Genomic DNA, 25318 nt, shown 5'->3' with positions numbered 1-25318 from the left:
GAGATGCCCATGAAACGCGGTTGCACTGTAGCCCTGATCACCCTGATGTGGATCGCTGTGACGGCGCCCGGCGTCTTCGCCGCGCCCGCCAACGCGGAACTGAAAGAAGCCTTGACGCTCGACCGGCAGGAGTTCGTCGCCGAATCCATCGCCGCCTGGCAGAAATTCATTGAAACCGATCCGGCCAGGGATCTGCATATCTATGCCGGGGTCAAGATGTGCATCGCCTACGCCAAAACGGGACGGTTCATCGAAGCCATGAAATCCTCGCAGAACCTGGCCGAGAAATATCCGGACCATTTCGAGGTGCAGTTCAACCTCGGCAACATGCTGAGCGCGGTGCAGCAGTATGGCAAAGCCGCAGCCGCATTCAAGAAAGTCGTCGCCATGCGCCCGCAGGAAGGCCTGGGCTACGTGGGTCTGGGGCTCACCTATTTCGGCGACGGCAAAACCGAGGAGGCGGTCAAGGTACTGCGCCAGGCACGCGGCCTGTTCAAGGAGCAGAAAAATATTTCCTGGTACCAGAACGTGCGCATCATGATCGGCCAGATGAAAAGTTTCGCCCCCTACCCGCCCGATTTTTCCAACTTGTGGCTGACCAACAACATCCGCAGCATCCGCGACACTTACGAAAAAGGCGTGTTCCGCCAGTACGAAGACACGCTGAACCTGTAGGGAACTCCCAACTCGCCCCGAAGAAAAGAAATAACTCGCTACAAATCAGCCATTTATTCGCACTTTATTGCGAATCCCCCGGCCCTCCGGATTCATCTTAATAGAGGAAGCCCTGTCACAGGAGGTCCACCATGAAGCCCAAAATGCTGATGTGCTCCCCGGAGTATTTCGGGGTCGAATACGTGATCAATCCGTGGATGGAAAATCAGATTCACCACATCGACCGGCCCCAGGCCCACCGGCAATGGGAGGCGTTTCACCGTGCTCTCAGTCAGCAGGCGGAAGTCTTCGTGCTGGACCCCAAACCGGACATGCCGGACATGGTGTTCACCGCCAACGCCGGGTTGCTGGTGGACGGCACGTTCGTGCTGAGCCGCTTCAAACATCCGGAACGCCAGGTCGAGGAGCCTCATTTCCGCGACTGGTTCCAGCATTACGCCGGAGACGTGGCCCAGTTGCCGGACTCCATTGCCTTTGAAGGCGAAGGCGACGCCCTGCCGCAGCCGGGGCAGGATTGGATTTGGGCGGGCTATGGCTTCCGCACAGACCTGGCCGCGCACCGCTTTATCGAACAGAAAGTGAGACGGCCGGTGATTTCCCTGCATCTCATCAATCCCCGCTTTTACCACCTCGACACCTGCTTCTGTCCGCTCCCGGACGATCGGGCGATGTACTACCCCGACGCGTTCGACGCCGACTCCTTGCGCTGCATCGAGTCGCGCATTGCGCCGGAGAACCGCCTTCTTGTCTCCGAAGAGGACGCCGGGCATTTTGCCTGCAACACCGCCCGCGTGCACGACACCCTGTTCATGAATCACACCTCACCGGCACTGCGCCGGCAGTTGGAAGTGTGGGGCTACCGGGTGGCGTTGTGTCCGGTGGACGAGTTCATGAAAGCCGGCGGCGCCAACAAATGCCTGACGCTGGTGCTGGACGCGGCGGACCGTCCGCATACGCTGCATTCCGCCGCCGACCAGGTCTCCACCTCCTGCTGAGCCTGCGTCCGCATTCGGGGTATGCCCCGGCCTCCGGATCGTGTAAAATAATTCCTTTTCGATCTCATCCAAGAAAGCCCGTATGGACATTTCGTTGCCGCAAAAAGATTTTCTGGCGCTCACTGATTTCACCCGGGAGCAGTTGACCGCGTTGCTCGACCTGGCCGACGACATGAAACGCGCGCCGGCGGAGTACCGCACGGCGCTGACGGGAAAATCGCTGGGCATGATTTTTCACAAGCAATCGACGCGCACCCGCATCTCGTTTGAGGTGGGAATGTACCAACTGGGCGGCGCGGCTTTGTTTTTCAGTCCATCGGACATGCACCTGTCGCGGGGCGAATCCATCAGCGACACCGGCAAGGTGTTGTCGCGATACCTGGACGCCATCATGATCCGCACCTTCGCCTACGAAGAGATCGTGGAACTGGCGCAGCATGCGACCATCCCCATCATCAACGGGCTGACCGATTACAACCACCCCTGCCAGGCACTGGCCGACATGATGACTCTACGCGAACACTTCGGCACGCTGGCGGGACGCAAGTTGACCTACATCGGCGACGGCAACAACATGGCGGTGTCGTTGCTGTTCGCCTGCATCCGCATGGGCATGCACATCTCCATCGCCAGCCCGCCGAACTACACGATCACGCCGAAAGCAATGGAATGGATTCTCGACGATGCGGAAAAAAACAATCTCGAAATCTGCCTGACGGACAACATCGAAGAAGCCGCGAGCGGCGCCGACGTGGTGTACACGGACGTGTGGGCGAGCATGGGCCAGGAAGAGGAACGCAAAACGCGGCTGCACGATCTGGCCGACTACACGGTGGACGACATGGTGATGTCGTTCGCCAAACCGGATGCCGTGTTCATGCATTGCCTGCCCGCACACCGGGGTGAGGAAGTCAGTGCCTCCGTGATCGACGGCCCCCGCTCCATCGTGTTCGATCAGGCGGAAAACCGCCTGCACCTGCAAAAAGCCATCCTGTATGGATTGATCCAATGACCCTGCCGCACCTGCCGCCGCTTGCAGTCCCAGCGAAACGGTAAAGGTTTAATTATGGGCCGATTTGAGTTAAAATCGGCTTCTCAATCGATTTAAAAACGAAGGGGTGGGCACACCCGGCCCTCCTGAAAGCAGGAATTTTCTGATGGATATTGCCTTATGAGCGTTGTGGATCCCAGCAACCTGGTGTGGATGGACCTGGAAATGACCGGGTTGGATCCGGACAAGGAAGAGATCATTGAAATCGCCACCATCGTCACCGACAGCCAGATGAACATCATCGCCGAAGGCCCCAGCCTGGTGATCCATCAGGAGGATGCGCTGCTGGAAAAGATGGACGAGTGGAACCAGAAAACGCATTCCGCCTCCGGCCTGATCCAAAAGGTACGCGAATCCACACTGACCGTCGAGGAAGCCGAACGCATGACCCTCGACTTCATCAAAAAACACGTCCCGTATAAAACGTCACCGCTTTGCGGCAACTCCATCCAGCAGGACCGGCGTTTTCTGGACCGTTCCATGAAAGATCTCACCGATTACCTGCACTACCGGAACATCGACGTCACCTCCATCAAGGAAGTGATCCGGCGCTGGTACCCGAATGGCACCCGCCTGCCCAAAAAGAGCGACTCCCACATGGCGTTGACCGACGTGCGTGAATCGATCGAGGAGTTGATTTTTTACCGCAATCACTTTTTCATCGACCTTGCGGAATACCACCCTGAGGATGGAGACTTGTAGCCACCATGAAACTGAACAAGGCCGCCGTGGCCACCATCTTGTTTCTCGGAATTTTTGGAGGGCTGACGTTCTCCATGATCTGGAGCGGCAGCAAGTACGAGTGCGAGATCTGCATCTCATACAACGGGTATGACGTCTGTCAGCTGGTGGAGGGGATGGATTACGAAACCACCGTGCAGACCGGCATCAGCACGGCCTGCGCCGGCGCCGCCAACGGCCGCACCGAGTCGATCGAATGCGGCATGACGCCGCCCACCAAAGTGACCTGCAAAGAACTGTAAAAGCGGGGGCCTTGCGGCCCCCACAGGATCATCCGCAAATCAGGTGGTACACTTCTTCGTACTTCTCTTTCACCTGCCCGAGATCGAACCGGAACCGGTCCTTGTCCATCTTCTCGTTGGTATCCCAGTGCCACAACCGGCATCCGTCCGGGCTGATTTCGTCGCCCAGCAAAATCTCTCCCTTGTGGCGTCCAAACTCCAGTTTGAAATCCACAAGGCGGATCTTGCGTTCCTTGAAGTAGTCCCACAGCAGTTGATTGATCTTGAGCCCCTGCTCGCGGAGCACCTCGATCTCCGCATCGGTCGCCAGACCGAATTCGCGGATGTGGTATTCGTTGATCATCGGGTCGCCCAGATCATCGTCCTTGTAATAGAACTCGAGGATCGGTTGTTTAAGCACTTCGCCTTCCGGCCGTCCCATGCGCTTGGCCAGACTGCCCGCCACCACGTTGCGCAAAACAACTTCGACCAGAATGATATCCAGCTTCTTCACCAGCATCTCCCGGTCGTTCAACTCTTTCACCATGTGGGTTTTGATGCCCTGCCCTTCAAGGAACTTGAAGATCGCCGCCGACACGTGGTTGTTGACGATTCCCTTGTCCACGATCTCGCCTTTTTTGATGCCGTTGAACGCCGAGGCATCGTCCTTGAAATACTGGATCACCAGATCCGGGTCCTCGGTGGTATGAATGCTTTTGGATTTGCCTTCATATATTTTTTCCAATCGTTTCATAATGTCATCCTATTGTTCGAATACTCGCTCAAAAATGCGGTCCACATTCCGCAAATGTTTTTTAAGATCGAACGCCTGATCGATTTCCTGGGCGCTCAACAGTTCCTTGATGTCCTTGTCCTGCTTCAGCAAAGCGATGAAATCGCCTCCCTGTTCCCACACCTGCATGGCATTGCGCTGCACCATGCGGTAAGCCTCGTCGCGGGTCACGCCCTTGCGCGTCAGCGCCAGCAGCACGTGCTCGGAGAATACCAGCCCGCGCGTTAATTCCAGGTTCCTTTTCATGTTGTCCGGGTACACCACCAACTGCTCCATCAGCCGGATCATTTTGTTCAGCATGTAATGCACAAGGATGGTGCTGTCCGGCCCGATGATCCGCTCTACGGAAGAATGACTGATGTCGCGCTCGTGCCACAGCGGCATGTTCTCCATCGCCGCCAACGCATTGGCGCGCACCACGCGGGCCAACCCGCAGATCTGCTCGGACACCACCGGATTGCGCTTGTGCGGCATGGCGGACGATCCTTTCTGGCCCTTCGAAAAATATTCTTCCGCTTCCAGCGTTTCCGTCTTTTGCAGATGACGGATCTCGGTGGCAATCTTCTCCAGTGTCGTCGCGAGGATCGCCAGCGAGGTGAAAAACTCGGCGTGCCGGTCGCGTTGAATGATCTGGCTCGAAATGCGCGCCGGTTTCAGACCCAGCTTGTCGCAAACGTATTCCTCCACGTCCACATCGATGCCCGCAAACACGCCGACCGCACCCGAAATCTGACCGACCGATATCTGTTCCCGCGCCTGCTCCATGCGCACCCGGTTTCGGTTCACTTCCTCATACCAGTTGGCCAGCTTGAGGCCGAACGACGTCGGTTCCGCGTGAATGCCGTGCGTGCGCCCGATGACCGGTGTGTTCTTGTGCTCCAGTGCGCGCTGCTTCAACACCTCCGCAAAGCGTTCCAGTTCGCGGATGATCAGGTTCGACGCGTCCTTCAACTGCACTGCGAACGACGTATCCAGAACATCGGACGAAGTCATGCCGAGGTGCATGTAACGCGCTTCGGGTCCTATGTGTTCCGCCACCGAAGTCAGGAAAGCGATGACGTCGTGCTTCACTTCCTTCTCGATTTCATCGATGCGTTGCACATCGAACCCGGCGTGTTTTTTTATCGTGTCCACTGCTTCCTGTGGAATTTCATTCCGCTGCGCCAGCGCTTCGCAGGCATGGATTTCAATGGCAAGCCAGATGCGAAAACGGTTTTCCGGCTTCCAGATGAAAGCCATGTCGGGCAGGGTATAACGTTCGATCAAAACGGCATCCTTCGTTCTGTATATTAATAATTTTTAATCAATTGGCGGTTGAGCGGTCCGATCCGGTCCCTTACAATGAAGAGATCGAAGTGCCGTCACTGTCGCAAACAAGTGTGAGAAGTTTTTCCGGAATGGGAAAACTCGCGCCATATTAAACGGATTCCGACCCTAAATCAAATATACAATGGGACCCTCCAAAACCGTTGAAATTTGCTTTGTTTGCCTGGGCAACATCTGCCGGTCCCCGCTCGCGGAGGGGGTGTTCCAGCACCTGGTCAACACCCAGAATTTACAGGAAAAAATCCTCATCCACTCAGCCGGCACCGGCAACTGGCACGTCGGCGCCCCGCCCGATGCCCGCATGGGGGCCACCGCAAAAAAACGGGGCATCACCCTCTGTTCCACCGCCCAGCAGTTCCAGCCCGGTGATTTCCGCCGCTACGACCTCATCCTCGCCATGGACCGTTCCAATCTGCAAACCCTGCAATACATGTGCACGCCGGAAGTGGCCGACCGAAAGCTCAAGCTGTTTCGCTCCTTCGATCCACAATCCAACGGAGATGCCGATGAAGATGTTCCCGATCCTTATTACGGAGGAAACTCCGGATTCGAACACGTGTTTGAAATCGTGTCCAGGACCTGTCCGCAGATCCTGGACTACATAAAAACCCGATTCTGATCGGTCTTTATGAAAAACGAGATGCGCGACCTGCTGGCAGAGATCTATGCCCGCCCGGTCGAAATTCAGAACACGCAATCCATCGGCGGCGGCTGCATCAATGAAACCCTGCTGCTGTCGCTGTCCAACGGCGAAAAAGTATTCGTCAAACACAACGATCAGCCGCCCCCGGACTTTTTTCATCGGGAAGCGGACGCGCTGCGCCTGCTGGGCCGCGCCCAGGGTCCCCGCGTGCCGCAGGTCATCGGCCTGCCCAAAACCACCAGCCCGCGTTTCCTCATCCTTGAATACATCGAGCCCGGAAACCCGGACGGCGATTTCCATGAACGCTTCGCTCACGCGCTGGCGGGACTGCACCACATGTCGCACGCGTTTTATGGATTTGACCGCGATAATTACATCGGCTTCACCGTGCAGGTCAACAAACCGGAAACCGACCCGGTCGTGTTTTTCCGCGAGCACCGTCTGCGATTCCAGCAACACCTGGCGCGCCAGCGCGGTCTCCTTCCTACAAACGTGGACCAGCGTCTCGACCTGCTTCTAAACAAACTGGAACGGCTGCTGAACGTGACCGGGGAACAACCGGCTCTGCTGCACGGCGACCTGTGGTCCGGTAATTATTTTGCCGACGCCCGCGGCACGCCCTGCATTTTCGATCCCGCCTCCTACTTCGGGCTGCGCGAGGCGGACCTGGCGATGACAGAGTTGTTCGGCCGCCTGCCGCAACGCTTTTACGACGCGTATCAGGAAGTGTATCCGTTGAATCCCGGCTATGAAGAACGGAAAAAATTATACAACCTGTATCATTTACTCAATCACCTCAACCTTTTTGGCAGTTCTTATTTGTCCTCGGTGAAGTCCGTGGTGAACCACTTTGTATGACTGGCTGAAACGTGGGACAAACCCAGGCCGTATGGCGGCCCCTGACAAGGAGAACCGGTATGCCCACCCCATCCCGATTTTTTAAAAACGTATCCAGGCTCGTTCTTGCACTGTGTCTTCTGCTGATTCCATCGACGCCCTCTTTTTCCAATTCCAGCCCGGAACTCTTTCAGCAACTCAAAAACGACGCGGAGCAGTTGTACGACCGCGGTTCGTACTCCCGCGCGCACAAACTGTATCTGGATGCGAAGAACCTGACGTTGAACGACGAGGACTCGCGCTGGGTGCAGTTCCGGCTGGCCGACACGCTGTGGCGGGCGCAGTCGGCCTCCAACAACCCGGACACCACGGCAGCGGACAAGGCCCGGTTCCAGCTTGAAAAAATGGTGCGCGATATCAAGCATCCGGAATTTCGCGACCGCATCTGGGCGGAGGTGCAGGAGTCGCTCGGCGATTTCCACTGGCTGCGCGCGCAGGCCCGCAACTGGGGCGGCGGATGGCGTTATTATCAGAGGGCTCTCGACTGGTGGGCGGGAGCCCGCGATGTGGAACTGGCGCGGCAGCGTTACCTCGGCATGATCTGGAAAATCACGCAGCCTTCCTGGATCCCACCACACTACCACTACGGTTATTACGGCATGAATGTGCCGCTCCCATTCCTCGACAACGCCCGCAAAATCGCCCGGCGCGATGCCGATCGGCACCATGCGCAATACCTGTACGCCATGGCGCTGCGTCGCAACGGCAACATATGGCATCAACAAAAAATTTCCGAAGCGTTTGAAGAGGCGCTGAAAGCAGGGCGTAGTTCAGAATGGCATGATGACGCATTGTACCATTACGCCCAGTGGCTGGCGGGCTCCGGCGAAGTCATCATCCTCGCCGACGGCCAGACCGTGCGCAAACAGAACTACAAAAAAGCGCTGGAGTATTACACGCAACTGCTGCGCGAATACGGCAAGGGCGAAACCCGCTATCACGACGACGCCCGGCGCCAGATTGAAAGCATCACCCGCCCGGTGCTGACTCTGGCAGCGCACAGTATTTTTCTGCCCGGCACCACACCGGAGGTGACGTTGTCCTGGCGCAACCTGTCGCGCATCGACCTCGCACTGTATGCCATCGACCTGACCCGCGACGTGGACCTGGAAGACCATCGCAATCCTTCGCAATGGCTGGACACCGTCAATCTGTTGCTGAAAAACGGGGTCCAGAACTGGAGCGAGGATACGGAAGACACCGGCGACCACATTCCCGGTTCGCGCACGCTCCAGCTTAAAAAGAGCCTGCCGATGGGGGCCTATCTGCTGCGCGCTACAGGTGGCGGGCATGAGGTGCGGGAGCTGATCCTCGTCACCGACTCCGCGTTGGTCACGCAAACGGCGAGCAAGCAGGCGCTTGGCTATTTCTGCGACAGCGTCAGCGGTGCGCCCATCGCCGGGGCGGATGTGCATTTCTTCGAGTACTACTACAACGGCAACAACTGGGTGTGGGCCGATGCCGAACGCAAGACGAATGAACAGGGCCTGGTGGTGTTCGACCTGCAAAACCGGAAAAACAATTCCCAATACTTCATGGCTGCGGCCCACAAGGGACGGCAGGCGCTGGTGACGGGCTACAACCAAACGTATCATTCCGGCAAGCACCCCTGGAAAATTTACGTGCACACCGATCGCCCGGCGTACCGCCCGGAAGAAACGGTGCAATGGAAACTGACCGCCCGCACTTACGACGGCGAGGTGTACAACACACCCGCCAACGCCACGCTGAATTACATCCTCTACGATCCGCGCGGCACCAAGCTCAAGGAAGATACCGTGAAGCTGAATGAATTCGGCAGCGCCTGGGGGGAGCTGGAATTGCCCAAAACCCTGCCGCTCGGCGAGTACCGGATTCAATTCCACAGCACCGGCAAAAACCGGAGGCAGATCGGCCAGGCGGCGCTGTTCCGGCTGGAAGAATACAAACTGCCGGAGTTCAAGGTTGCCGTCCACAGCCCGGAGGAAAACGGCAAGCCTAAAGTGTTTCAACTGGGCGATGAGGTGGCGGTGGATATTCACGCGGCCTACTACTTCGGGGGTCCTGTCGCCAACGCCAACGTTGAGGTGGTGGTGTATCAACGACCTTACTACCACGTCTGGCATCGGGAACGCACCTATCCCTGGTATTACCGCGACATGATCGCGCCACCGCACCGCTACTGGGGTTCGGGCCAGCAGGTCAAGCGCGAGGTCCTGAAAACCGATGTCGAGGGCAAGGCCAGGTTGACGTTTGAAACGCAGCGTGGCGGGCAGGATCTGGAATACCAGATCGAGGCCCGGGTCACCGATGCCTCGCGGCGGGAAGTGGTCGCCAAGGGCACGGTGAAAGTCACGCGTCAGCCCTACTACGTGCAGCTGAAAGGCGAGCATAATTTATACAAACCGCAGGACCAGATCACGGTTGGAGTGAAATCGCTGGACGCCAACCAGCGCCCGCATGCCGCCACCGGCATGGTGAAGGTGACGCGCGATCACTGGTTTGAAATCTGGATTGCGCCCGACGGCAGCGAAGTGCAGGGCGCGGAGTTGAAGGCGTTGCGGGAACAAGTTTCCATCTTCCCGCCACCGCCCCTGCCCGGCCAGCCGGGATGGCGTCTGAAATTCCGCGGCTATCAACACGATGATATCCTCACCCGCTCGGTGACCACCAGCGCGGAAGGCGAAGCCCGCGTTGCGTTCACACCGGAACGGGAAGGTTATTACCGCTTGCAGTGGACATCGCAACAACACGCGCAGAGCGTGCCCATCATCGCCGAGACCACGGTCTGGGTGGCGGACAACGCCACCACCGAGCTCGGGTACCGCCACGGCGGATTGGAGATCATCGTTGACAAGGACACTTTTCATGCAGGCGAAACGGCCCCGGTCATGCTGGTGTCGCACAGCAGCGATCGTTACGTGCTGTTCAGTGTGTCCGCCGACGACCTGTACAGTTATCAACTTGTGCACCTGACCGGCAATGTGAAGTTGGTGGAACTCGATGTGCAGGAAAAGCACGTGCCCAACATGTTCCTCAACGGACTCATGGTGAGTGATAACCAGATTCACCGGGACGTCAAACAGGTGGTGGTGCCGCCGGTAAAACAGTTCCTGAACGTGGAGGTCAAGGCCGACCGCGACCAGTACCGGCCGCGTGAGGAAGGCACGTTGACCGTCACCGCACTCGATCACAAAGGCCGTCCCGTGGCCACCGAAGTGGCGCTTTCGCTGGTGGACGAATCGGTGTTCTACATTCAGGAAGACCTGGCGCCGGACCCGCGGCAGTTTTTCTATGGAACCAAACGATCCAACCGCCTCAACATGATGAGCACGTTCCAGATGAAAGCCTACCGCGATCGCAAACGCGAAGATCAGTTGCGGCAGAGTGAACTGGAGCGGCGCTCTCAGGAGCCCGGCCGGTTTGAAGGCAAGGGGTTCAGCGACCAGCTCGGCGCGGCTTCCAAAATGAAGGCGAATTACGCCCCTGCGCCCGGCGAACTCATGGAAGAATCCGCACCGATGTCCATGGACATGGCCCAGGTAAAAACCGAAGGCAGGGTCGGCAACAAGGAACTGGATAAAGGTGACCATACGGGAATGGGAGAATCGGCGGTGACCGTACGCTCCGATTTCCGCACCACGGTGTTGTGGCAACCCAACGTGCATACCGGCAACGATGGAAAAGCCACGGTGAAGATGACGTTTCCGGATTCCCTCACTGAGTGGCGGACGACGGCGCGCGTGGTGGACCGCAGCAACCGCTTCGGCATCGCCACAGGCAACGCACGCACGCAGAATCCTCTCATCGTGCGGTTGCAGGCACCGCGCTTCTTTGTGGTCGGCGACGAGGTCACTCTATCCGCCGTCATCAACAACAACACCAGTGAACCGCTGAACGTGGCGCCGGGCATCGATGCGGCAGGCGGCCTGCGTTTGGTCAAACGCCTGACGCACACCCAGTCGGCGAAGGGGCAACTGAATCTGGTTGCCGTTCCGGCTCACGGAGAGGTGCGCGTGGATTGGCTGGCCGTGGTGGAAAAGCCCGGCGATGTGAAAGTTCAGGTGTTGGCGCGCACGCCGAAACTGAGCGACGCCATGGAAAAACGGTTTGTCGTGCATGAACACGGCATCGAAAAATTCCTCGCCAAATCGGGAAAGGTGCGCGGCAAATCGGTGTCGGTGACGCTCGACATCCCGGGGGAACGCAAAATCGACTCTACCAAATTCAGCGTGCAGGTGAGCCCCAGCATCGCCGTCACCATGCTCGATGCGTTGCCATACCTGATCGATTTCCCCTACGGCTGCACCGAGCAGACCCTGAGCCGTTTTCTGCCGACGGTGATCGTCGGCAAAACCTTGCGCGATCTGGGCCTGGATGAAACCGCCGCCATGAACCGCATTTTTGGCGGCATCGACTCCAAGCACACGGGCGAGACGCATCCCAAAGGCAAGCAGGACCTCGAAAAACTTCAACGTATGGTGCAGGCCGGACTGGATCGGCTCTACGACTTCCAGCACGGCGATGGCGGCTGGGGCTGGTGGAAGAAGGGCGACAGCGATCCGTTCATGTCGGCTTACGTGTTATGGGGGCTTAACCTGGCACGCGAGGCCGGCGTGGAGGTGCGGTCCGATGTTTTAAAACGTGCCTATCGTTTTTTGAACCGGGCGCTGGTCGAGGCCGAAACCCAGTACGACATGCAGGCGTTTCTGCTCCACGCCGCCGCGCATCACGGCCACACGTTGAAAAAACAGAACCGTTCCAATAAATTTCAGGCCAAGGCGTACCAGAATCTGTGGCATCACAAAGACCGGTTGAACGCATACAGCCGGGCCTTGCTGGCCCTGGCGGCGCATTACCTCAACCACCATGACGACGCGGCCGTCTTGGTCGAGAACCTGGAAAACGGCGTGCAGGTGGATGCCCGGCCCGATCAGTCCATCATCCAGCGCGGCATTTCCGGGGACAACGATGCGGTCATGGCGACGGCGCACTGGGGCGAAGACGGCATCTACTACCGCTGGTCCGATGGCGGTGTGGAGGCCACGGCTTTTGTCCTGCGGGCTCTGCTGACCATCGATCCCGGCAACAAATTGATCGAGCCCGCCATGAACTGGCTGGTGAAAAACCGGCGGGGCGCGCACTGGAGCAACACGAGAAACACCTCCATCGCGCTGCTGGCGCTCACAGACTACCTCAAAGTTTCCGGCGAACTGACCGGTGGCCAGGAATATGAGTTGATCGTCAACGGCCGCTCCATCGCCAAAACCCGCGTCGAGGACGTGTTGCAGGCACCGAGCCGGTACACCATCGATTCCGGGCTGGTCCGCAGCGGCGCCAATGAAATCCTCATCCAACGCTCCGGCGACGGGCCGTTGTACTTCGCCGCGCACGCGGAGTTTTTCAGCCTGGAGGAACCCATCACCCCGGCGGGCAACGAGATCTTCGTCAAGCGCCAGTACTACAAGCTGGTGGGCCGGCCCAGTTTGTTGAAAGGCTACGTCTATGACAAGCAACCGCTCAATGACGGCGACAGCGTGTCCAGCGGCGACCGCATCGAAACCGTTCTCACCATCGAAGCCAAGAATCATTACGAATACCTGGTGTTCGAGGATTTGAAACCGGCAGGCTTTGAGGCGGTGCAGATACGAAGCGGTGAAGACCTGCACGCACGCGAATTGAAATGGTCGGCGCTGCTGGAGAAATTCGGCGGTACGGAAACCGAACCGGTGGCGGGCAAGATAGGCCGGTTCAAGCAGGTGGCGTTGCCGCCGTACCTTTCGAGCAGCGACTACACCGGACGCCAGCGCTGGGTGTATCAGGAGTTGCGCGACCGCAATGTGGCGCTGTTCGTGGACAAGCTGCCGCAGGGCGTGTGGGAAATCCGTTACACCCTGCGCGCGGAGGTGCCGGGACATTTCCACGCGCTGCCGGTGTTGGGACACGCCATGTATATCCCGGAAATCCGCGCCAATGGCAGCGAAACCCGGATACGGGTGGTGGACCGGGTCGAGTGACCGGACCGGGTGCGGAATAAAAAAAACCACCCCGGGTCAGGGGAACCCGGGGTGGCGTGAAGATCTGCTAAACAGGACGTAAACCGTCCTTCATCATTTTAGAGTCCAAACACAGCGGGATCGATTCAACTTTTTTTAGAAACCGCCCGCGATTTTTTTGATGAACGTCTGGATCTCTTTTTTGTGATGGCCGTCCAGGTTCTGCTCTTCCCGTGTCAGGGTCGTGAGGATGTTGGTGCCGAACGCAGACTCCATGGCGGAAGCCATGCTGACCAGGATGCGCGTGCCGTAACGGTCGATCAGGGCATGTTCTTCCGCGGCGCGGAACGCCATTTCCGGTCCCACTGTAATGCTCCAGGTCTTGATGATGGCGATGTCTTTCGATTCCCGGATTTGAATGTTTTCGATCCCTTCCATGTACGCGCCGGGATCGATCTGGCCCGCCTCATAACTGTCGATCAACTGCTGCATGGACAACTCTTCCGAATCCATGCGGTTGATGATGTATTCAAACAGGCGCCCTTCCAGATCCTTCAGTTTCTTGACATTCCAGATGCAGTAAAAATCCGGGGGGCGGGCATCGTCCGTGCGGATCTCCCTCTTGATTTTCTTGATGCATGCCGGGCAGCGCTTGCCGGCATCGTAGCTGAACGGTTGTCCGCAGGGACAATTGGACAGGTAGGTCTGCACCGCCAGCGCCAACGCCTCGCCCTTGATGCCCAGCACTTCCTTGAGAGCCACGCGCACGAAATCGCTTTTGGCGATCTGGATGCGTTTCACACAGGAAGAGCAATGGATCTGGTACGCCCCTTCCCCTTCCGCGGGTTCGTAGATCGGATGGTAAGACGCCTGGCACAAACTGCATTCAACACTTTTGGAAACGTTTTTTTCCATAGAACACTCTATAAGAATCAGCCGTCAGGCTTCTTGGATGGAAACAGCGGGTACGGAAAGTTGGCTCAGACCGTTGGGAACCCCAAATGCCGGAGGGTTCCGGTTCTTCTAAAAAAAATAACCCATGGCCGGACTCGACCATGGGTTATTGGAACATTCAAGGAAGTTACCCGGCGTAGGCCTGGCCCAATCCAGCGGTTTGCCCTTCCTCTGCCTCGAGAATGATTTTGCCGCTTTTCGAATCCACAGGGTGCATGCTGATCGCGTTGTGCGTGCTGCACACCACTTTGCACAAATCGCAACCCTTGCACCGATGCGTGATGACCACGGCTTTCATCTTTTCCTGATCGAGTTTAATGCAGTCCGCTTCAGGGCAATACATGATACAGAGTCTGCATCCCTTTTCCGCGATACATTTATCATCATGAACATAAGCTACGTTATACACGCTGAATGGCTCCTTCCGGTATCCTGAAGATTATAAATCCAAAAAGCCTTTAAGACGTCGATGCCGCGATGGCTTCGAACTCGCCGGGCGCATAGAACACCGGCGAATACTTGGACGTCTTCGCCCACTCTAAGGCGATTTCGTAAGACTTTTTAATCGTATTGTTGTTTTTCTCGAGCAACTGCTCTTTCTTGGCGTACTTCTTTTTGATGGCTTCGTCGAGCGTTGCCGTACCACCGGAAGCAACATACCGCTTGCCGAACCGGTCCTGCAACGCCTCTTCCAGCGAATCCAGGTCCACCACCTTGGTGATGCCGGCACAGGCGCCGATCATGGCCATATTGGTGGACAGCTCGGTGCCGCCGACTTCCATTGCGAGATGGGTTGCATCGCAGTTGAAAACCGAAACTTCCAGGTCTTCCAGACGCTGATGATCCTCATCCGACAACAGATCCGTATTGGTATTGATGATGATCAAGCCACCTTTTTTGATTCCAGAGTAGAAAGGAGCCGTATAACTCTTCTGCATGGTGATGACCTGCGGGTGAAACACCATGATGATTTCCGGAAACACCAGTTCGCCGCGGTCGTAGATTTTCACCGGACCGATGCGGACGTAGCTTTCCGCCGGGGCCATTCGTTTTTCCGCGCCGAAAAACGGGTTGGAAATGGAGAATTTCCCCATTTTGTTGGCGGCCATGGCCAACAGATGCGCAGCCGTAACCGCGCCCTGTCCACCCAAGCCGGAGATTCGGATATTCATCCGCTTCATGATTTGCTCTTCACTCATAACGTCTCCTTAAGTCTCCTTTGCTACCGGGTTACTTCGCGGCAGCGGCTTTGGCCTTGGCGGCCTTCTTTTCTTCTTTTTCCTTGGCGTCGAGTTCTTTCAGATACTCTTTGACTTCGTCCGTCATGAATTCCTTCATCACGAAACGACCGCCAATGGACTCCGCATCCTTCATCTCGTCCAGACCCTCCATGCTCTGTTTGCCGATCTCGAGGATGCACGGCGTGTAGAGCTGAACGTAGGTCGGGCCGAATTCACGCGAAACGTGAATGGCATTGCGAATCGCTTTTTCCACGCGGTTCGGTTTGGAGACCGTCAGGCACGCGACGTAATGACACCCGGACTCGAATGCGATTTCCGGGAGGCGTACCTTTTCGAACACCTTGCCGACCGGAGCCATTTTGGCGACGAAGCCCTTCTGCATGAGACCGCTTTCCTGACCGCCGGTGTTGGCGTACAGTTCGTTGTCAAAGCAGATGGTGGTGAACTTTTCCTGACGGAACCAGGACTGCATGGTCATGTCGAGACCGATGTCCACGGTAGCGCCGTCACCCGCCAGCACCACGACATCTTTGATCCGGTCCGGGAAGCGCACTTTCAGGGCACGCTGCAAACCGGACGCAATGGCGTTCTGGTTGCCGAACAGGGAGTGGATGTTGTGCACGCCAATATGCGGGAACACGAGGCTGGTGCAGCCCGTGGAGCCGACGAATACGGTGTCTTCCGGATTCGGGATGCTGGCCAGGATGAAGCGGAACGCAATCGATTCCGGACAGCCCGCGCACAGGGAATGCTCTTCGATCAATTCTTTACTGGTACCGATATCCTTCCAACCACGGCTGGTATTGCCGAACGTCGCATTGGCCACCATGTCCTGATACTCCGAGGGCATGATGTCAGCCAAGTCTTCACACAGCTGAATTCGTTCTTTACTCATAAACAGTCACCTCGTATATATAAATTCAAGATTCTTGATTTAAAATTCAAAGCACGCTTCTTAAAAATCCCGGAGCTCAGCCGCGGCCGCCCAACGATTGGCCACCGACACCCAGGTATTTCTTGATCTCTTCGACGATGACCTCGGAAGGCATGGTCATGCCGCCCGCAACGTGCGGACCGGCATAAACGCGCTCGTTGTTCGGGACCACCGCTTTGATCTCGCGCGCCAGCCATCCGGCCACGTTGAACTCGGGCACGATGATGTGCTTGGCATTGGCGGTCGCTTCCCGGATTTCTTCGTGCGGGAACGGACGCAGAGACTTGATCTTGACCAAACCCACCTTGATGCCATGCTCTTCCTGAAGCAGGCGGATGGCCTCGCGACCCTGAGACACGGCCGTTCCCGAGGTAACAATCAGGATTTCGCGATCGAGGTTCTGCGTCTCGATCAGGGAACCGCCCATCAACACCTTCGTGTGCTTGCGGGCACGATCAACCGCCGCGTGAACTTCCTGCTGCCAGGATGCGTGGGTCATGTAACTGATGTAGTTCGATTTCATGATGAACGGATCACGCATCATGCGGACCGGCGGACATTCCATGTCCATGCACGGTACCGGCGAGCGATACGGATCGTATTCCGGCAGACACATTTCGTCGGACTGCAACAGAACCGTGTCCTTGGTGTGAGTGACGAAGAAACCGTCACAACACAGCGCCAGCGGCAGATGCACGTCCGGCTGCTCGGAGACCAGGAAGCCGCCCAGAATCCAGTCATACAGATCCTGCGCCGTCTCGGCGTGCCACACCAGCATGCCGGTTTCCAGCAGGTAATAGATTTCCAGCGTGTCGGGCTGAATGCTGAGCGGCGAGTTGATGCCGCGGCAGGTCACGCAGACCTGAATGGGCAGACGCGAACCGGCCCACATGGGGAAGTTCTCCATCGCCCGCATGGTGCCCGGACCCGCCGTGGTGGTGAACACGCGCGCGCCGCCGAACGCCGCACCGGCACATTCACCCATGACCGCAAATTCGCTTTCACCACGGAAGTATTCCTTGACGTAGCCTTCGGCGAACAACTCACCGATCAATGCTGCCGCTTCACTCTGAGGGGTGATCGGATAGGCTACGGACACATCCAGATTCGCCCGCTTGATGGCGGCGCGAATGACCTCGGAACCGGTCAGGAAGGACGGAGTCCGCTCCGCTTCGAAAAACATTTCGTTCGGGTCAGTGACAACCTGACCCTTTGCGGTCTTATGTCCCAGTTTCACAGTTTGGGACAAAACAATTTTTTTGCCCTGGGTTTCAACCTTTTTATTCATAAAATCACTCCCTCATTTTTTGTAAAAGAGCGCCTTTATTAAAAGCGATTTCGCAAATTGAATTTATTTATATGCCAACGGGAACGCCTTAAGCCACGCGCCCCTGGAGGTTCATTGTAAACTGCTGGAAAGGAACGGCCTGACTTTTCACGCCTTCCTTCTTCAGCCTGAGAATGGTTTCCGTCATCTTCTCGATCGTCTGGACAGAAATATCCCGGAACGACAAGCACGCATCTTCATGGCCCGCCTGCGCACACATGGCGATCGTATAACAATCTGTGCCGCCACGGATGATCTTCAACGCAAGGTTTGCCTGATGGCAATGCACCCCGACAAAAATACACGCGTCGATCTTGTTATGCCAGATGGTCAGATTGGGATGGTTCGGATTGATCTCCACTTCCGGGTCGATCTTCGGATACTTCGGACGATAGTCCGCCATCGGAATCAACCGCATGGGCATTGAGTCAGCCAGCTTGCGCAAAGCCTTTGCTTTCTGCGCGGCTTTCTCATTCCATTTCCACAACACCAGGGGGCCGGGGAAAATCGTAGGCACTTTCGCGGCCAACAGCTTCCGCGCAGCGTATTCGTAAGCTTCCTCTTCATCAACAATACGGCCCTCTATATGCGCCTGCCCCGGGTCCGGCAATTCAACTCCCATACTTGCCGCGGCGGGAGGCAAAAACGCCTCAGGACCAGGCAAAACCTGATACTGTGCCATCCGTGTAATCCTTTTATTTTAAAGGGTTATGTAAACTTAGATCATGCCAGGAAGTTCAACTATAAACCACATTTAAAGAGGTTGTCAAACCTTTTCCCTTTTAAATACTTCGGGTTGATTGTATCCCGATTCGGCTTCCTGCCAATAAAAAAACGGGGAAAAACTTGAAGAAATCCAGAAAAAACGGCCCGCGCCTGCATCAAAAATCCCGTTTTTTGCCAACGCCGCCCCACCCGGCCGCCAGCACCCATACAACTCTAAATAATGCAATGACTTAAAAGGCGGAAAATGATGTCCCGCAAAACCCGGTCAAGTTCTGCCGGCATTCCCAATCCGTTTCAAGTTCGTTACAAACATCATAAATACAGACTGAATGGCAACATTACGATGGATAACCCGGATGGACTGACAGGCGAATTTTTGCCCGCCCCCGGCGGAAGGGGCTGGAATCAGGCCAGTTCGACTTTCAGAGCCTGCAATTGCTCAAGATGTCTTTTCTCCTCCGCCAACAAATGTGAGAACACGGTGCGCACATCGATTTTGGTCACCTGCGCGATCAATCGTTCCAATATCTCGATGGAGTTCTGCTCTGCCTGGATGCCGACCTCCAGCGCCTCGGCGTCCGTCCATCGACTGGCATCTTGGCTTTCGGCGTCGGGGAACACTTTACCCAGAATTTGTTGGCGGATGAACTGCTGCACTTCGGGCTTCTCCGGAGTGCGCCGCTGCACCGCCGGTTGCAGAAAAATGGACTTCTCCTTCAGCGTGCGGGCGTGATCCCGCTCGTCCCCGGCCAGGCGTTGGAATACCTGGCGCACCCGTTCATCGGTCGTGCGGCGGACCGCCTTTTCATAATAGGCAATGCCCTCGCGTTCCATCGCCATGCAAATCTCCAAGGCATCGGAACATTGCAGGCTGACCTTCAATTCATCTCCCAGATCGGTACCCATGAGCGCCTCCCCCCGAAACTTCATAAACACCTGCTCTCCTTTATGAGAGGCTTGTCATCGCAAAAAAGTTTTCAATTATTTTTGCCGCTCCTTAAAATATGCTATCATTGCTTCGTTTTTGTTTTATAAATCAATGAATTATAAGCATACTAGGATCAGGCGTTCCTCATGAAAAAAGTTCTCATTTATACCGACGGCGCCTGCAAGGGCAACCCCGGTCCGGGCGGATACGGCGGACTCATCTTCCAGAACGGGAGCCAGCAGGAGTTCAAAGGCTCGGACCCCAGCACCACCAACAACATCATGGAAATGACGGCGGCCATCGTCGCCCTCAAAAAACTCAAGGAGCCCAGCGAGGTGGAGTTGTACACCGACTCCGAGTACCTGGTCAAAGGCATGACCGAATGGATGGACAACTGGGTGCGCCGCAACTGGACCACCAGCACCAAAAAACCGGTCAAGAACAAGGAGCTGTGGCAGGAACTGCGCCGCCTCAACGACACCCACCGCATCACCTGGAAATGGGTGCGCGGCCATGCGGGGCATCCACAAAACGAACGCGCCGATCAACTGGCCAACGAGGCCATCGTTGACATGCAGCGCCAACGTTAACCCGCCAACGTACGGGACACTCACCACAATGCGACGAGGGGCTTGCCAGTCACAGAGAACAAACACACGGCCACTGCCACCGGGGGCGCTGGCGGCCACGTTTTTTCTGTTTTTGAGTTCGTGCGCCACGCTGCCTGCTGTAGAACCCCCGCCGCCGCATCCCAGCGTCCAAACCAACACGTCCCAAACGACGCCCACTCCGCACCCGGTGCTGCCGCCCACCCAGCCGGATGAAACCACTCACCTCCTGCACCAGATTGAGCCGCTGGACCCGCAACGGGTGGAAGACCTGCCCTACGCGGTGCATTACGAGGCGGACACGCAGGCGGCTGTCACACCGCAGGAAGACGTCACGGAGGCCGAGGAGGAAATAGAAACGCAAACCGGTCCCCGTGTGTTCACCGACAAAACCTTCACGCCGCCGCCCGCACCCGTCACGGTGGATCCGGCTCACGGCTCCGATTCTGTTTTGAATGAAGAAACGGATTCGGATGAATCGGATGAAGAGGGCTCCGGCTTCGATGCCGCGACGCAACCGGTGTTCGACGACGACATGAGCCGCAGCACCCTGCTCACTGCCATCGACCGGCAATTGGCGGCGTTCCGCTTTGCCAACCTCGACGAACGCCTGCGCCTGGGATCGCGCCGGGTGACAAAACGGGAATTGAAGGAAACCCTCGTGGCCTTCCGCCGGCTGCTGCGTCGCAACCTGTCTTCAGCGGCGTTCAACCAGGCGGTGCACGAACAGTTTGAAATCATCGAAGCCGGAAAAGGACCGGACGGCAACAAGCGCATGCAGTTCACCGGTTACTACACACCCATCATGGACGCCAGCCGCCAGCCGACGGCGGAATACTCGTACCCGCTGTACCGCAAGCCCGAGCAGGTGCCGACAAGGCGCGTGACCTGGAACCAGCGCGCCAGCAACCGCGACTACGGGTTTCATCTCAGCGCGCGCACCCGCAACCTGCTGCTGACGCGCAAGGAAATCGACGGCGACGCGGTGCTGCAGGACCACAACCTGGAAATCGCCTGGCTGAAGGATGACCTCGACCGCTACTTCCTGCACATACAAGGGTCGGGCTACCTGAAGTTCACCGACGGCACGGTGCAGGCGGTCCGCTTCAACGGTTCCAACGAGCTGCCGTACAAAAGCGTCGGACGGCAAATGATCAACGACGGCGTCATCACCGAAGGCCAAGGCAGCATGCAGGGCATCAAGGCCTATTTCCGGCGCAACCCGCACCACATCCCGCGTTACCTGTACCAGAACCGGCGTTATATTTTCTTTGAACTGGCGGACCAGGGGCCGACGGGGTCGGCGGGTGTGGAACTGGTGGCGGGGCGCGCCCTGGCCACTGACAAACGCCTCTATCCGGGCGGCGGGCTGGCCTTCATCTCCGCCACCAAACCGGTGTTGGATGCGGACCACCGCATCGTCGGCTGGGAACCGTTTTCACGCTTTGTGCTGGATCAGGATACGGGCAGCGCCATCAAAGGCCCGAAACGGGGGGATCTGTATTTCGGCGTGGGGGCCGCCGCCGGCGCCGCCGCCGGGCATTACAACCAGCACGGCCGCATCTTCTATCTGCTCAAAAAATAAGGGTGCCAAGATACAAAAACGGCAGAACGCCGTCAGTTGGTGGGCAGCGATTCGCTGGTCACTTCGATGTCCGGGTCCTTGCAGAACACCTCCCCGAACTGGCCGCCGAAACCTTCGTCATCGGTGCCAACACTCAATAAACAGTCGGGGGACAGCGGCGGTCCCAGCGCCTCGATCTTGAGGCCGCCGATCTTCACCTGAAACACCGGATCGGGATTCCAGTCCACAGGCAGGATGTGACCCGGCGACGCGTACCCCGCCATATAGACCACCGAGGCGAACGGACCGAAGTCGCCGTCGCCGCCTTCATACGACGACGCGATCCACATGCGGCCCAGCTTGTCGATGTACAAATCGGAAATGTGCCGCACCGTGGTCTCGCCCAAAGCCTCCCACACCGGGGCGCGGATGCTGTACTCCAACGTCTTGAAACGATCGCCACGCGTGAACCGGTTCCGTTTCAGATCCAGCGTGTTCCACAACAGGCGGCTGCGCTGTTTGCCGTGACCGCGGTCGCCCAACACCACTTCGACCGTGTCGCGGGAATCCTGAATGCAGCCCATGCCTTCGAAATTGTAAGGCGTCTCGTTGCGTATCGGTTGCGGCAACGGCACCGCACCGAGGACCTCCGCTTTCCAGACCGTGCCCCGCTGTTTCAGGCGCACGTGGAAGATGCGGCCGAAGCGCCCTTCATAATATGAACTTTCCAGCAGCAGGAATTCGTTCCGCGACAACGGCAGGCCGCACACCGCTTCCAGATCGTTCGACAACCCGCCCTGCTTGGCCCACACACGGTCGTCGATGCGGATTTCGCGGTAGGTGGACACGCGCAGGATGGGGTCCACCGCCAACACGCCGAGGCGCGGACGAAACTGCTCGGAGTCGTTGTTCTTCGAATCGTGGATCAGCAGAAAATCGCCAGTGTCCAAACGGGCCATGCCGCTGATATCGATCTGTTCCACGTCCAGCCACTTCTTGAAGAACTTGTTGTGGCCGCCCAGCTCCAGCCCGACCTTGATGGCGGTCGGCGGCGGTTCTTCCACCTCGGTCTGGTAAGGAATCTGAAACACCTTGCCGCCGCACCCGCTTATCAGGAAGGCGCACAGAAGGGCAGAACAGAACTGTATCGCGTGTCGGAAATGCATACTTTCTAATGTAAGGAGTCCCACCCGATTTGTCTAGAGGAGCGTGCAGTCCATCTTCGCGGAACCGCGCAACGAGGCCTTTGTCAAGGCAGTCGAAACGCTCCGCCCTCCCCCTGTTTCTGCTCTTTGGCGGGGTCGCCGGACTCCGCCGCACAGGCGGCCACAAACAAAAAAAAACGGCTACAATGGTTGCCTGAATATCCAGAGCAAGGGGGACCTTTTAGGGGAGCGCCCTCACAGGATAAATGTTCATTTCGAAGACTGCGGATCGAACCCATTTCACGGAGGCGGGATGAGACAGGCCGGAGTGCGGTTGACCAAGATCATTGCCACGCTGGGTCCCGCCACAGGGACCCGAAAACAGATCAAAGCCCTGGCTGTGGCCGGGGTCAACATATTTCGCCTGAACCTATCCCATGGAGACCACGCCGTGCTGCGGCAATGGATCCATTGGATTCGCCGGGTGGAAAAGGAATTACACACCCACCTTGGCATTCTCTTCGACCTGCAGGGCCCAAAAATCCGGGTCGGTAAATTTGAAGGGGGGTACACCACACTCCACTCCGGACAAAAGGTCACCTTCACCACGGAGAAGGTGACGGGGGAAGACGGCCTGGTTCCCGTGCAGTTCAAAAAATTTCACGAAACGGTGAAAAAAGGCGACTCCGTGTTTCTGGACGACGGCAACATCTACGTGCAGGTGCTTTCCGTTTCCGGCAAACGCGTGGAGATGAAGGTGCAGGTCGGGGGACGTCTCGCCGACCACAAGGGCATCAACCTGCCGGATTCGGTGATTCCCACCGGGGCGCTGACCGCCAAGGACAAAAAGGACCTCCAGTTCGGACTGGAGGAAGAGATCGATTTCGTGGCGCTGTCGTTTGCCAGTTCGGCGGAGGACATCCGGCGCCTGCGGCATCTCATTCAACGTAAAGGCAAAGATGCCGAAATCATCGCCAAGATCGAGCGCAAAAAAGCAGTGCGGAACCTGGAATCCATCGTGGCCGCGTCCGATGCAGTGATGGTGGCGCGGGGGGACTTGGGTATCGAGATCCCGCTCACGGAGGTGCCGGTGGTACAGCAACGCATCCTCAACGAATGCGCCCGCCAGGCCAAGCCGGTGATCGTGGCCACACAGATGATGGAATCCATGATCACCAATCCCCGTCCCACGCGCGCGGAAACTTCCGACATTTCCAATGCCGTGATGTCCAAAACCGATGCGATCATGCTGTCCGCCGAAACCGCCGTCGGCCGGCACCCCATAACCGCGGTGCAGATCATGGCGAAGACCGTGGAGACCACGGAAGCGTTCCTGAAAAAGGAGCGGAAAATCCAACCCTGGAACTGGTTCCTGGAAGAAGAACCGCCCATCAGCCTGGGAATCACCTATTCCGCGAACCATCTCGCCGAAGTTCTGCATGCGCGGATGATCGTGGTGTTCACCCTCACCGGAGGCACCGCGAAAATGATCCGGTCGCCGAATCCCATGGTTCCGCTGGCGGCCTTCACCTCAAAACGCGCCCGCGCCCGACAGTTGACGCTCCTGCGCGGCGCCCTGCCGTTTTTGGTGGAGGCAGACCATCCGTTCCTGGGCAATATGAAGGAATTGTTCCAGCGCCTGAAGCAACAAAAACTGGTCAAAGAAGGAGACCGCATCGTCATCACCGCCGGCGATCCGCCTGGCGTCCCTTCCTGGACCAACGTCATCCGCGTCGAACGCGTGCCGTAACCGGGCCACGCCCGGAGGGAACGGGGCAGGCACAGCCTGCGGCAAACTGGCTAATGCGTTTCAAAGCGAACGATGGTCTGTCGCCGCAAGCCAAATTCAACACATAGATTCTTCGTCGCCTACGGCTCCTCAGAATGACAGTTCAAATCTTAACTTGTCATCCTGAACGAAGTGAAGGATCTATGTTTTGCTTCGAGTTAATCGCTCTTCCCCTGAAGAAGGAGAAACGGAATGTTCAACCGCAACACCCGGACGGTTTTCATCCCCGCCCTGCTGGCGGCCCTCCTTGCTTTCGGCGCCTTTTCCGCCTGCGCCACAAAGAACGCCCAGCTCGACTGGCACCACCAGGGCGAAGCCGCGTATCAAAACGCCCGCTATCAGGAAGCGGCGACGTGGTACCTCAAGGCGGCGGAGGCGGGACTCGCCGAAGCGCAGACGCAACTCGGCGTCATGTACGCCGCCGGCCAGGGCGTGCCGCAGGATTACGACGCGGCGCTGGCATGGACGCGCCAGGCGGCGGAGGCGGGACACGTCCGCGCGCAGACGAACCTCGGTATTTTGTACATGACGGGATTCGGCATCCCGCGCGATTTTGAGGAGTCGGTGAAGTGGTTGACCCAGGGCGCGGAGCAGGGTGATGCCAAGGCGCAGACCCAGCTCGGCCTGATGCACGAGACCGGCATCGGCGTTCGCCGCGACCGCGAGCGCGCCCTGTACTGGTACCGCCAGGCGGTGGACGGCACCGAAGAACCCTACGCCACCCTCGCGCGAAATGGTTTGAAACGGTTGGTGGGCAATCTCACGGAATGATGGAAAGAGGAAAA

At 57.6% G+C, this 25318-nt stretch carries 22 protein-coding genes; 12 read left to right on the top strand and 10 right to left on the bottom strand.

Annotation, left to right across the window (positions count from 1 at the left end; genetic code table 11):
• The first annotated feature begins 3 nt into the window (after positions 1 to 3).
• The 5 genes from QML71_RS02260 (at position 4) to QML71_RS02240 (ending at position 3704) form a co-directional block, all read left to right on the top strand.
• Positions 4 to 675 (top strand): tetratricopeptide repeat protein, encoded by a 672-nt coding sequence (locus QML71_RS02260; protein WP_282010277.1) that lies wholly within the window; start codon positions 4 to 6, stop codon positions 673 to 675.
• A 131-nt stretch (positions 676 to 806) separates the two neighbouring features.
• On the top strand, positions 807 to 1670 hold the full coding sequence (locus tag QML71_RS02255) for a dimethylarginine dimethylaminohydrolase family protein (protein ID WP_282010276.1): 864 nt from the start codon (positions 807 to 809) through the stop codon (positions 1668 to 1670).
• An 82-nt stretch (positions 1671 to 1752) separates the two neighbouring features.
• Complete coding sequence (gene argF / locus QML71_RS02250) at positions 1753 to 2682, top strand: ornithine carbamoyltransferase (RefSeq protein WP_282010275.1); 930 nt, start codon at positions 1753 to 1755, stop codon at positions 2680 to 2682.
• Between the two features lie 159 nt (positions 2683 to 2841).
• Positions 2842 to 3423, top strand: coding sequence for an oligoribonuclease (orn, locus tag QML71_RS02245; protein WP_282010274.1), 582 nt, complete (start codon positions 2842 to 2844; stop codon positions 3421 to 3423).
• Positions 3424 to 3428: 5 nt separating this feature from the next.
• On the top strand, positions 3429 to 3704 hold the full coding sequence (locus QML71_RS02240; protein WP_282010273.1) for a hypothetical protein: 276 nt from the start codon (positions 3429 to 3431) through the stop codon (positions 3702 to 3704).
• A gap of 28 nt (positions 3705 to 3732) precedes the next feature.
• Here QML71_RS02240 and purC read toward each other — a convergent pair whose 3' ends face one another.
• Both purC and purB read right to left on the bottom strand, forming a co-directional pair.
• Entirely contained in the window at positions 3733 to 4437 is a 705-nt protein-coding gene (gene purC, locus QML71_RS02235; RefSeq protein ID WP_282010272.1) for a phosphoribosylaminoimidazolesuccinocarboxamide synthase, read from the bottom strand.
• Between the two features lie 9 nt (positions 4438 to 4446).
• Complete coding sequence (gene purB / locus QML71_RS02230; protein WP_282010271.1) at positions 4447 to 5742, bottom strand: adenylosuccinate lyase; 1296 nt, start codon at positions 5740 to 5742, stop codon at positions 4447 to 4449.
• A gap of 184 nt (positions 5743 to 5926) precedes the next feature.
• Here purB and QML71_RS02225 point away from each other — a divergent pair, with 184 nt between their 5' ends.
• The 3 genes from QML71_RS02225 to QML71_RS02215 are packed head-to-tail and all read left to right on the top strand — an operon-like array spanning position 5927 to position 13338.
• On the top strand, positions 5927 to 6421 hold the full coding sequence (locus QML71_RS02225; protein WP_282010270.1) for a low molecular weight protein-tyrosine-phosphatase: 495 nt from the start codon (positions 5927 to 5929) through the stop codon (positions 6419 to 6421).
• A gap of 9 nt (positions 6422 to 6430) precedes the next feature.
• Entirely contained in the window at positions 6431 to 7303 is an 873-nt protein-coding gene (locus QML71_RS02220; RefSeq protein ID WP_282010269.1) for a fructosamine kinase family protein, read from the top strand.
• Between the two features lie 59 nt (positions 7304 to 7362).
• Positions 7363 to 13338 carry an MG2 domain-containing protein gene (locus QML71_RS02215; RefSeq protein WP_282010268.1) on the top strand — a complete coding sequence of 1992 codons (5976 nt, stop codon included), beginning with the start codon at positions 7363 to 7365 and terminating at the stop codon, positions 13336 to 13338.
• Positions 13339 to 13473: 135 nt separating this feature from the next.
• Here QML71_RS02215 and QML71_RS02210 read toward each other — a convergent pair whose 3' ends face one another.
• From QML71_RS02210 to QML71_RS02180, 7 genes are all read right to left on the bottom strand, one after another.
• Positions 13474 to 14232 (bottom strand): hypothetical protein, encoded by a 759-nt coding sequence (locus QML71_RS02210; RefSeq protein WP_282010267.1) that lies wholly within the window; start codon positions 14230 to 14232, stop codon positions 13474 to 13476.
• Positions 14233 to 14398: 166 nt separating this feature from the next.
• Positions 14399 to 14680, bottom strand: coding sequence for a 4Fe-4S dicluster-binding protein (locus tag QML71_RS02205; protein ID WP_282010266.1), 282 nt, complete (start codon positions 14678 to 14680; stop codon positions 14399 to 14401).
• A 49-nt stretch (positions 14681 to 14729) separates the two neighbouring features.
• Entirely contained in the window at positions 14730 to 15470 is a 741-nt protein-coding gene (locus QML71_RS02200; protein ID WP_282010265.1) for a 2-oxoacid:ferredoxin oxidoreductase subunit gamma family protein, read from the bottom strand.
• A 31-nt stretch (positions 15471 to 15501) separates the two neighbouring features.
• Positions 15502 to 16407 carry a thiamine pyrophosphate-dependent enzyme gene (locus QML71_RS02195; RefSeq protein WP_282010264.1) on the bottom strand — a complete coding sequence of 302 codons (906 nt, stop codon included), beginning with the start codon at positions 16405 to 16407 and terminating at the stop codon, positions 15502 to 15504.
• Positions 16408 to 16483: 76 nt separating this feature from the next.
• The gene (locus QML71_RS02190) at positions 16484 to 17734 is read right to left on the bottom strand and encodes a transketolase C-terminal domain-containing protein (RefSeq protein WP_282010263.1); all 1251 of its coding nucleotides are present in this window, start codon (positions 17732 to 17734) and stop codon (positions 16484 to 16486) included.
• 88 nt (positions 17735 to 17822) lie between these two features.
• Positions 17823 to 18455 (bottom strand): carbon monoxide dehydrogenase beta subunit family protein, encoded by a 633-nt coding sequence (locus QML71_RS02185; protein ID WP_282010262.1) that lies wholly within the window; start codon positions 18453 to 18455, stop codon positions 17823 to 17825.
• A gap of 449 nt (positions 18456 to 18904) precedes the next feature.
• Positions 18905 to 19429, bottom strand: coding sequence for a ferritin family protein (locus tag QML71_RS02180; protein ID WP_282010261.1), 525 nt, complete (start codon positions 19427 to 19429; stop codon positions 18905 to 18907).
• 144 nt (positions 19430 to 19573) lie between these two features.
• Here QML71_RS02180 and rnhA point away from each other — a divergent pair, with 144 nt between their 5' ends.
• Positions 19574 to 20017, top strand: coding sequence for a ribonuclease HI (gene rnhA, locus QML71_RS02175; protein WP_282010260.1), 444 nt, complete (start codon positions 19574 to 19576; stop codon positions 20015 to 20017).
• 112 nt (positions 20018 to 20129) lie between these two features.
• The gene (locus tag QML71_RS02170; protein WP_282010259.1) at positions 20130 to 21620 is read left to right on the top strand and encodes an MltA domain-containing protein; all 1491 of its coding nucleotides are present in this window, start codon (positions 20130 to 20132) and stop codon (positions 21618 to 21620) included.
• A gap of 32 nt (positions 21621 to 21652) precedes the next feature.
• Here QML71_RS02170 and QML71_RS02165 read toward each other — a convergent pair whose 3' ends face one another.
• Positions 21653 to 22690, bottom strand: coding sequence for a hypothetical protein (locus tag QML71_RS02165; RefSeq protein ID WP_282010258.1), 1038 nt, complete (start codon positions 22688 to 22690; stop codon positions 21653 to 21655).
• A gap of 367 nt (positions 22691 to 23057) precedes the next feature.
• Between QML71_RS02165 and pyk the strand changes: the two genes are divergently transcribed.
• Positions 23058 to 24494 carry a pyruvate kinase gene (pyk, locus tag QML71_RS02160; RefSeq protein ID WP_282010257.1) on the top strand — a complete coding sequence of 479 codons (1437 nt, stop codon included), beginning with the start codon at positions 23058 to 23060 and terminating at the stop codon, positions 24492 to 24494.
• Positions 24495 to 24725: 231 nt separating this feature from the next.
• Positions 24726 to 25304 carry a tetratricopeptide repeat protein gene (locus QML71_RS02155; protein ID WP_282010256.1) on the top strand — a complete coding sequence of 193 codons (579 nt, stop codon included), beginning with the start codon at positions 24726 to 24728 and terminating at the stop codon, positions 25302 to 25304.
• Positions 25305 to 25318 lie beyond the last annotated feature (14 nt).

It is taken from the genome of Nitrospina watsonii (assembly GCF_946900835.1).
Classification (GTDB): Bacteria; Nitrospinota; Nitrospinia; order Nitrospinales; family Nitrospinaceae; genus Nitrospina; species Nitrospina watsonii.
Note: the sequence above shows the minus strand (reverse complement) of the source record. Positions and strands in the feature narration are given on the sequence as shown.

Excerpts from the sequence above, each read along its gene's own strand:
- QML71_RS02260 (WP_282010277.1), top strand. The coding sequence starts at position 4 with ATGCCCATGAAACGCGGTTGCACTGTAGCCCTGATCACCCTGATGTGG.
- QML71_RS02255 (WP_282010276.1), top strand. The coding sequence starts at position 807 with ATGAAGCCCAAAATGCTGATGTGCTCCCCGGAGTATTTCGGGGTCGAA.
- argF (WP_282010275.1), top strand. The coding sequence starts at position 1,753 with ATGGACATTTCGTTGCCGCAAAAAGATTTTCTGGCGCTCACTGATTTC.
- orn (WP_282010274.1), top strand. The coding sequence starts at position 2,842 with ATGAGCGTTGTGGATCCCAGCAACCTGGTGTGGATGGACCTGGAAATG.
- QML71_RS02240 (WP_282010273.1), top strand. The coding sequence starts at position 3,429 with ATGAAACTGAACAAGGCCGCCGTGGCCACCATCTTGTTTCTCGGAATT.
- purC (WP_282010272.1), bottom strand. The coding sequence starts at position 4,437 with ATGAAACGATTGGAAAAAATATATGAAGGCAAATCCAAAAGCATTCAT.
- QML71_RS02225 (WP_282010270.1), top strand. The coding sequence starts at position 5,927 with ATGGGACCCTCCAAAACCGTTGAAATTTGCTTTGTTTGCCTGGGCAAC.
- QML71_RS02220 (WP_282010269.1), top strand. The coding sequence starts at position 6,431 with ATGAAAAACGAGATGCGCGACCTGCTGGCAGAGATCTATGCCCGCCCG.
- QML71_RS02215 (WP_282010268.1), top strand. The coding sequence starts at position 7,363 with ATGCCCACCCCATCCCGATTTTTTAAAAACGTATCCAGGCTCGTTCTT.
- QML71_RS02210 (WP_282010267.1), bottom strand. The coding sequence starts at position 14,232 with ATGGAAAAAAACGTTTCCAAAAGTGTTGAATGCAGTTTGTGCCAGGCG.
- QML71_RS02200 (WP_282010265.1), bottom strand. The coding sequence starts at position 15,470 with ATGAGTGAAGAGCAAATCATGAAGCGGATGAATATCCGAATCTCCGGC.
- QML71_RS02195 (WP_282010264.1), bottom strand. The coding sequence starts at position 16,407 with ATGAGTAAAGAACGAATTCAGCTGTGTGAAGACTTGGCTGACATCATG.
- QML71_RS02190 (WP_282010263.1), bottom strand. The coding sequence starts at position 17,734 with ATGAATAAAAAGGTTGAAACCCAGGGCAAAAAAATTGTTTTGTCCCAA.
- QML71_RS02185 (WP_282010262.1), bottom strand. The coding sequence starts at position 18,455 with ATGGCACAGTATCAGGTTTTGCCTGGTCCTGAGGCGTTTTTGCCTCCC.
- QML71_RS02180 (WP_282010261.1), bottom strand. The coding sequence starts at position 19,429 with ATGAAGTTTCGGGGGGAGGCGCTCATGGGTACCGATCTGGGAGATGAA.
- rnhA (WP_282010260.1), top strand. The coding sequence starts at position 19,574 with ATGAAAAAAGTTCTCATTTATACCGACGGCGCCTGCAAGGGCAACCCC.
- pyk (WP_282010257.1), top strand. The coding sequence starts at position 23,058 with ATGAGACAGGCCGGAGTGCGGTTGACCAAGATCATTGCCACGCTGGGT.
- QML71_RS02155 (WP_282010256.1), top strand. The coding sequence starts at position 24,726 with ATGTTCAACCGCAACACCCGGACGGTTTTCATCCCCGCCCTGCTGGCG.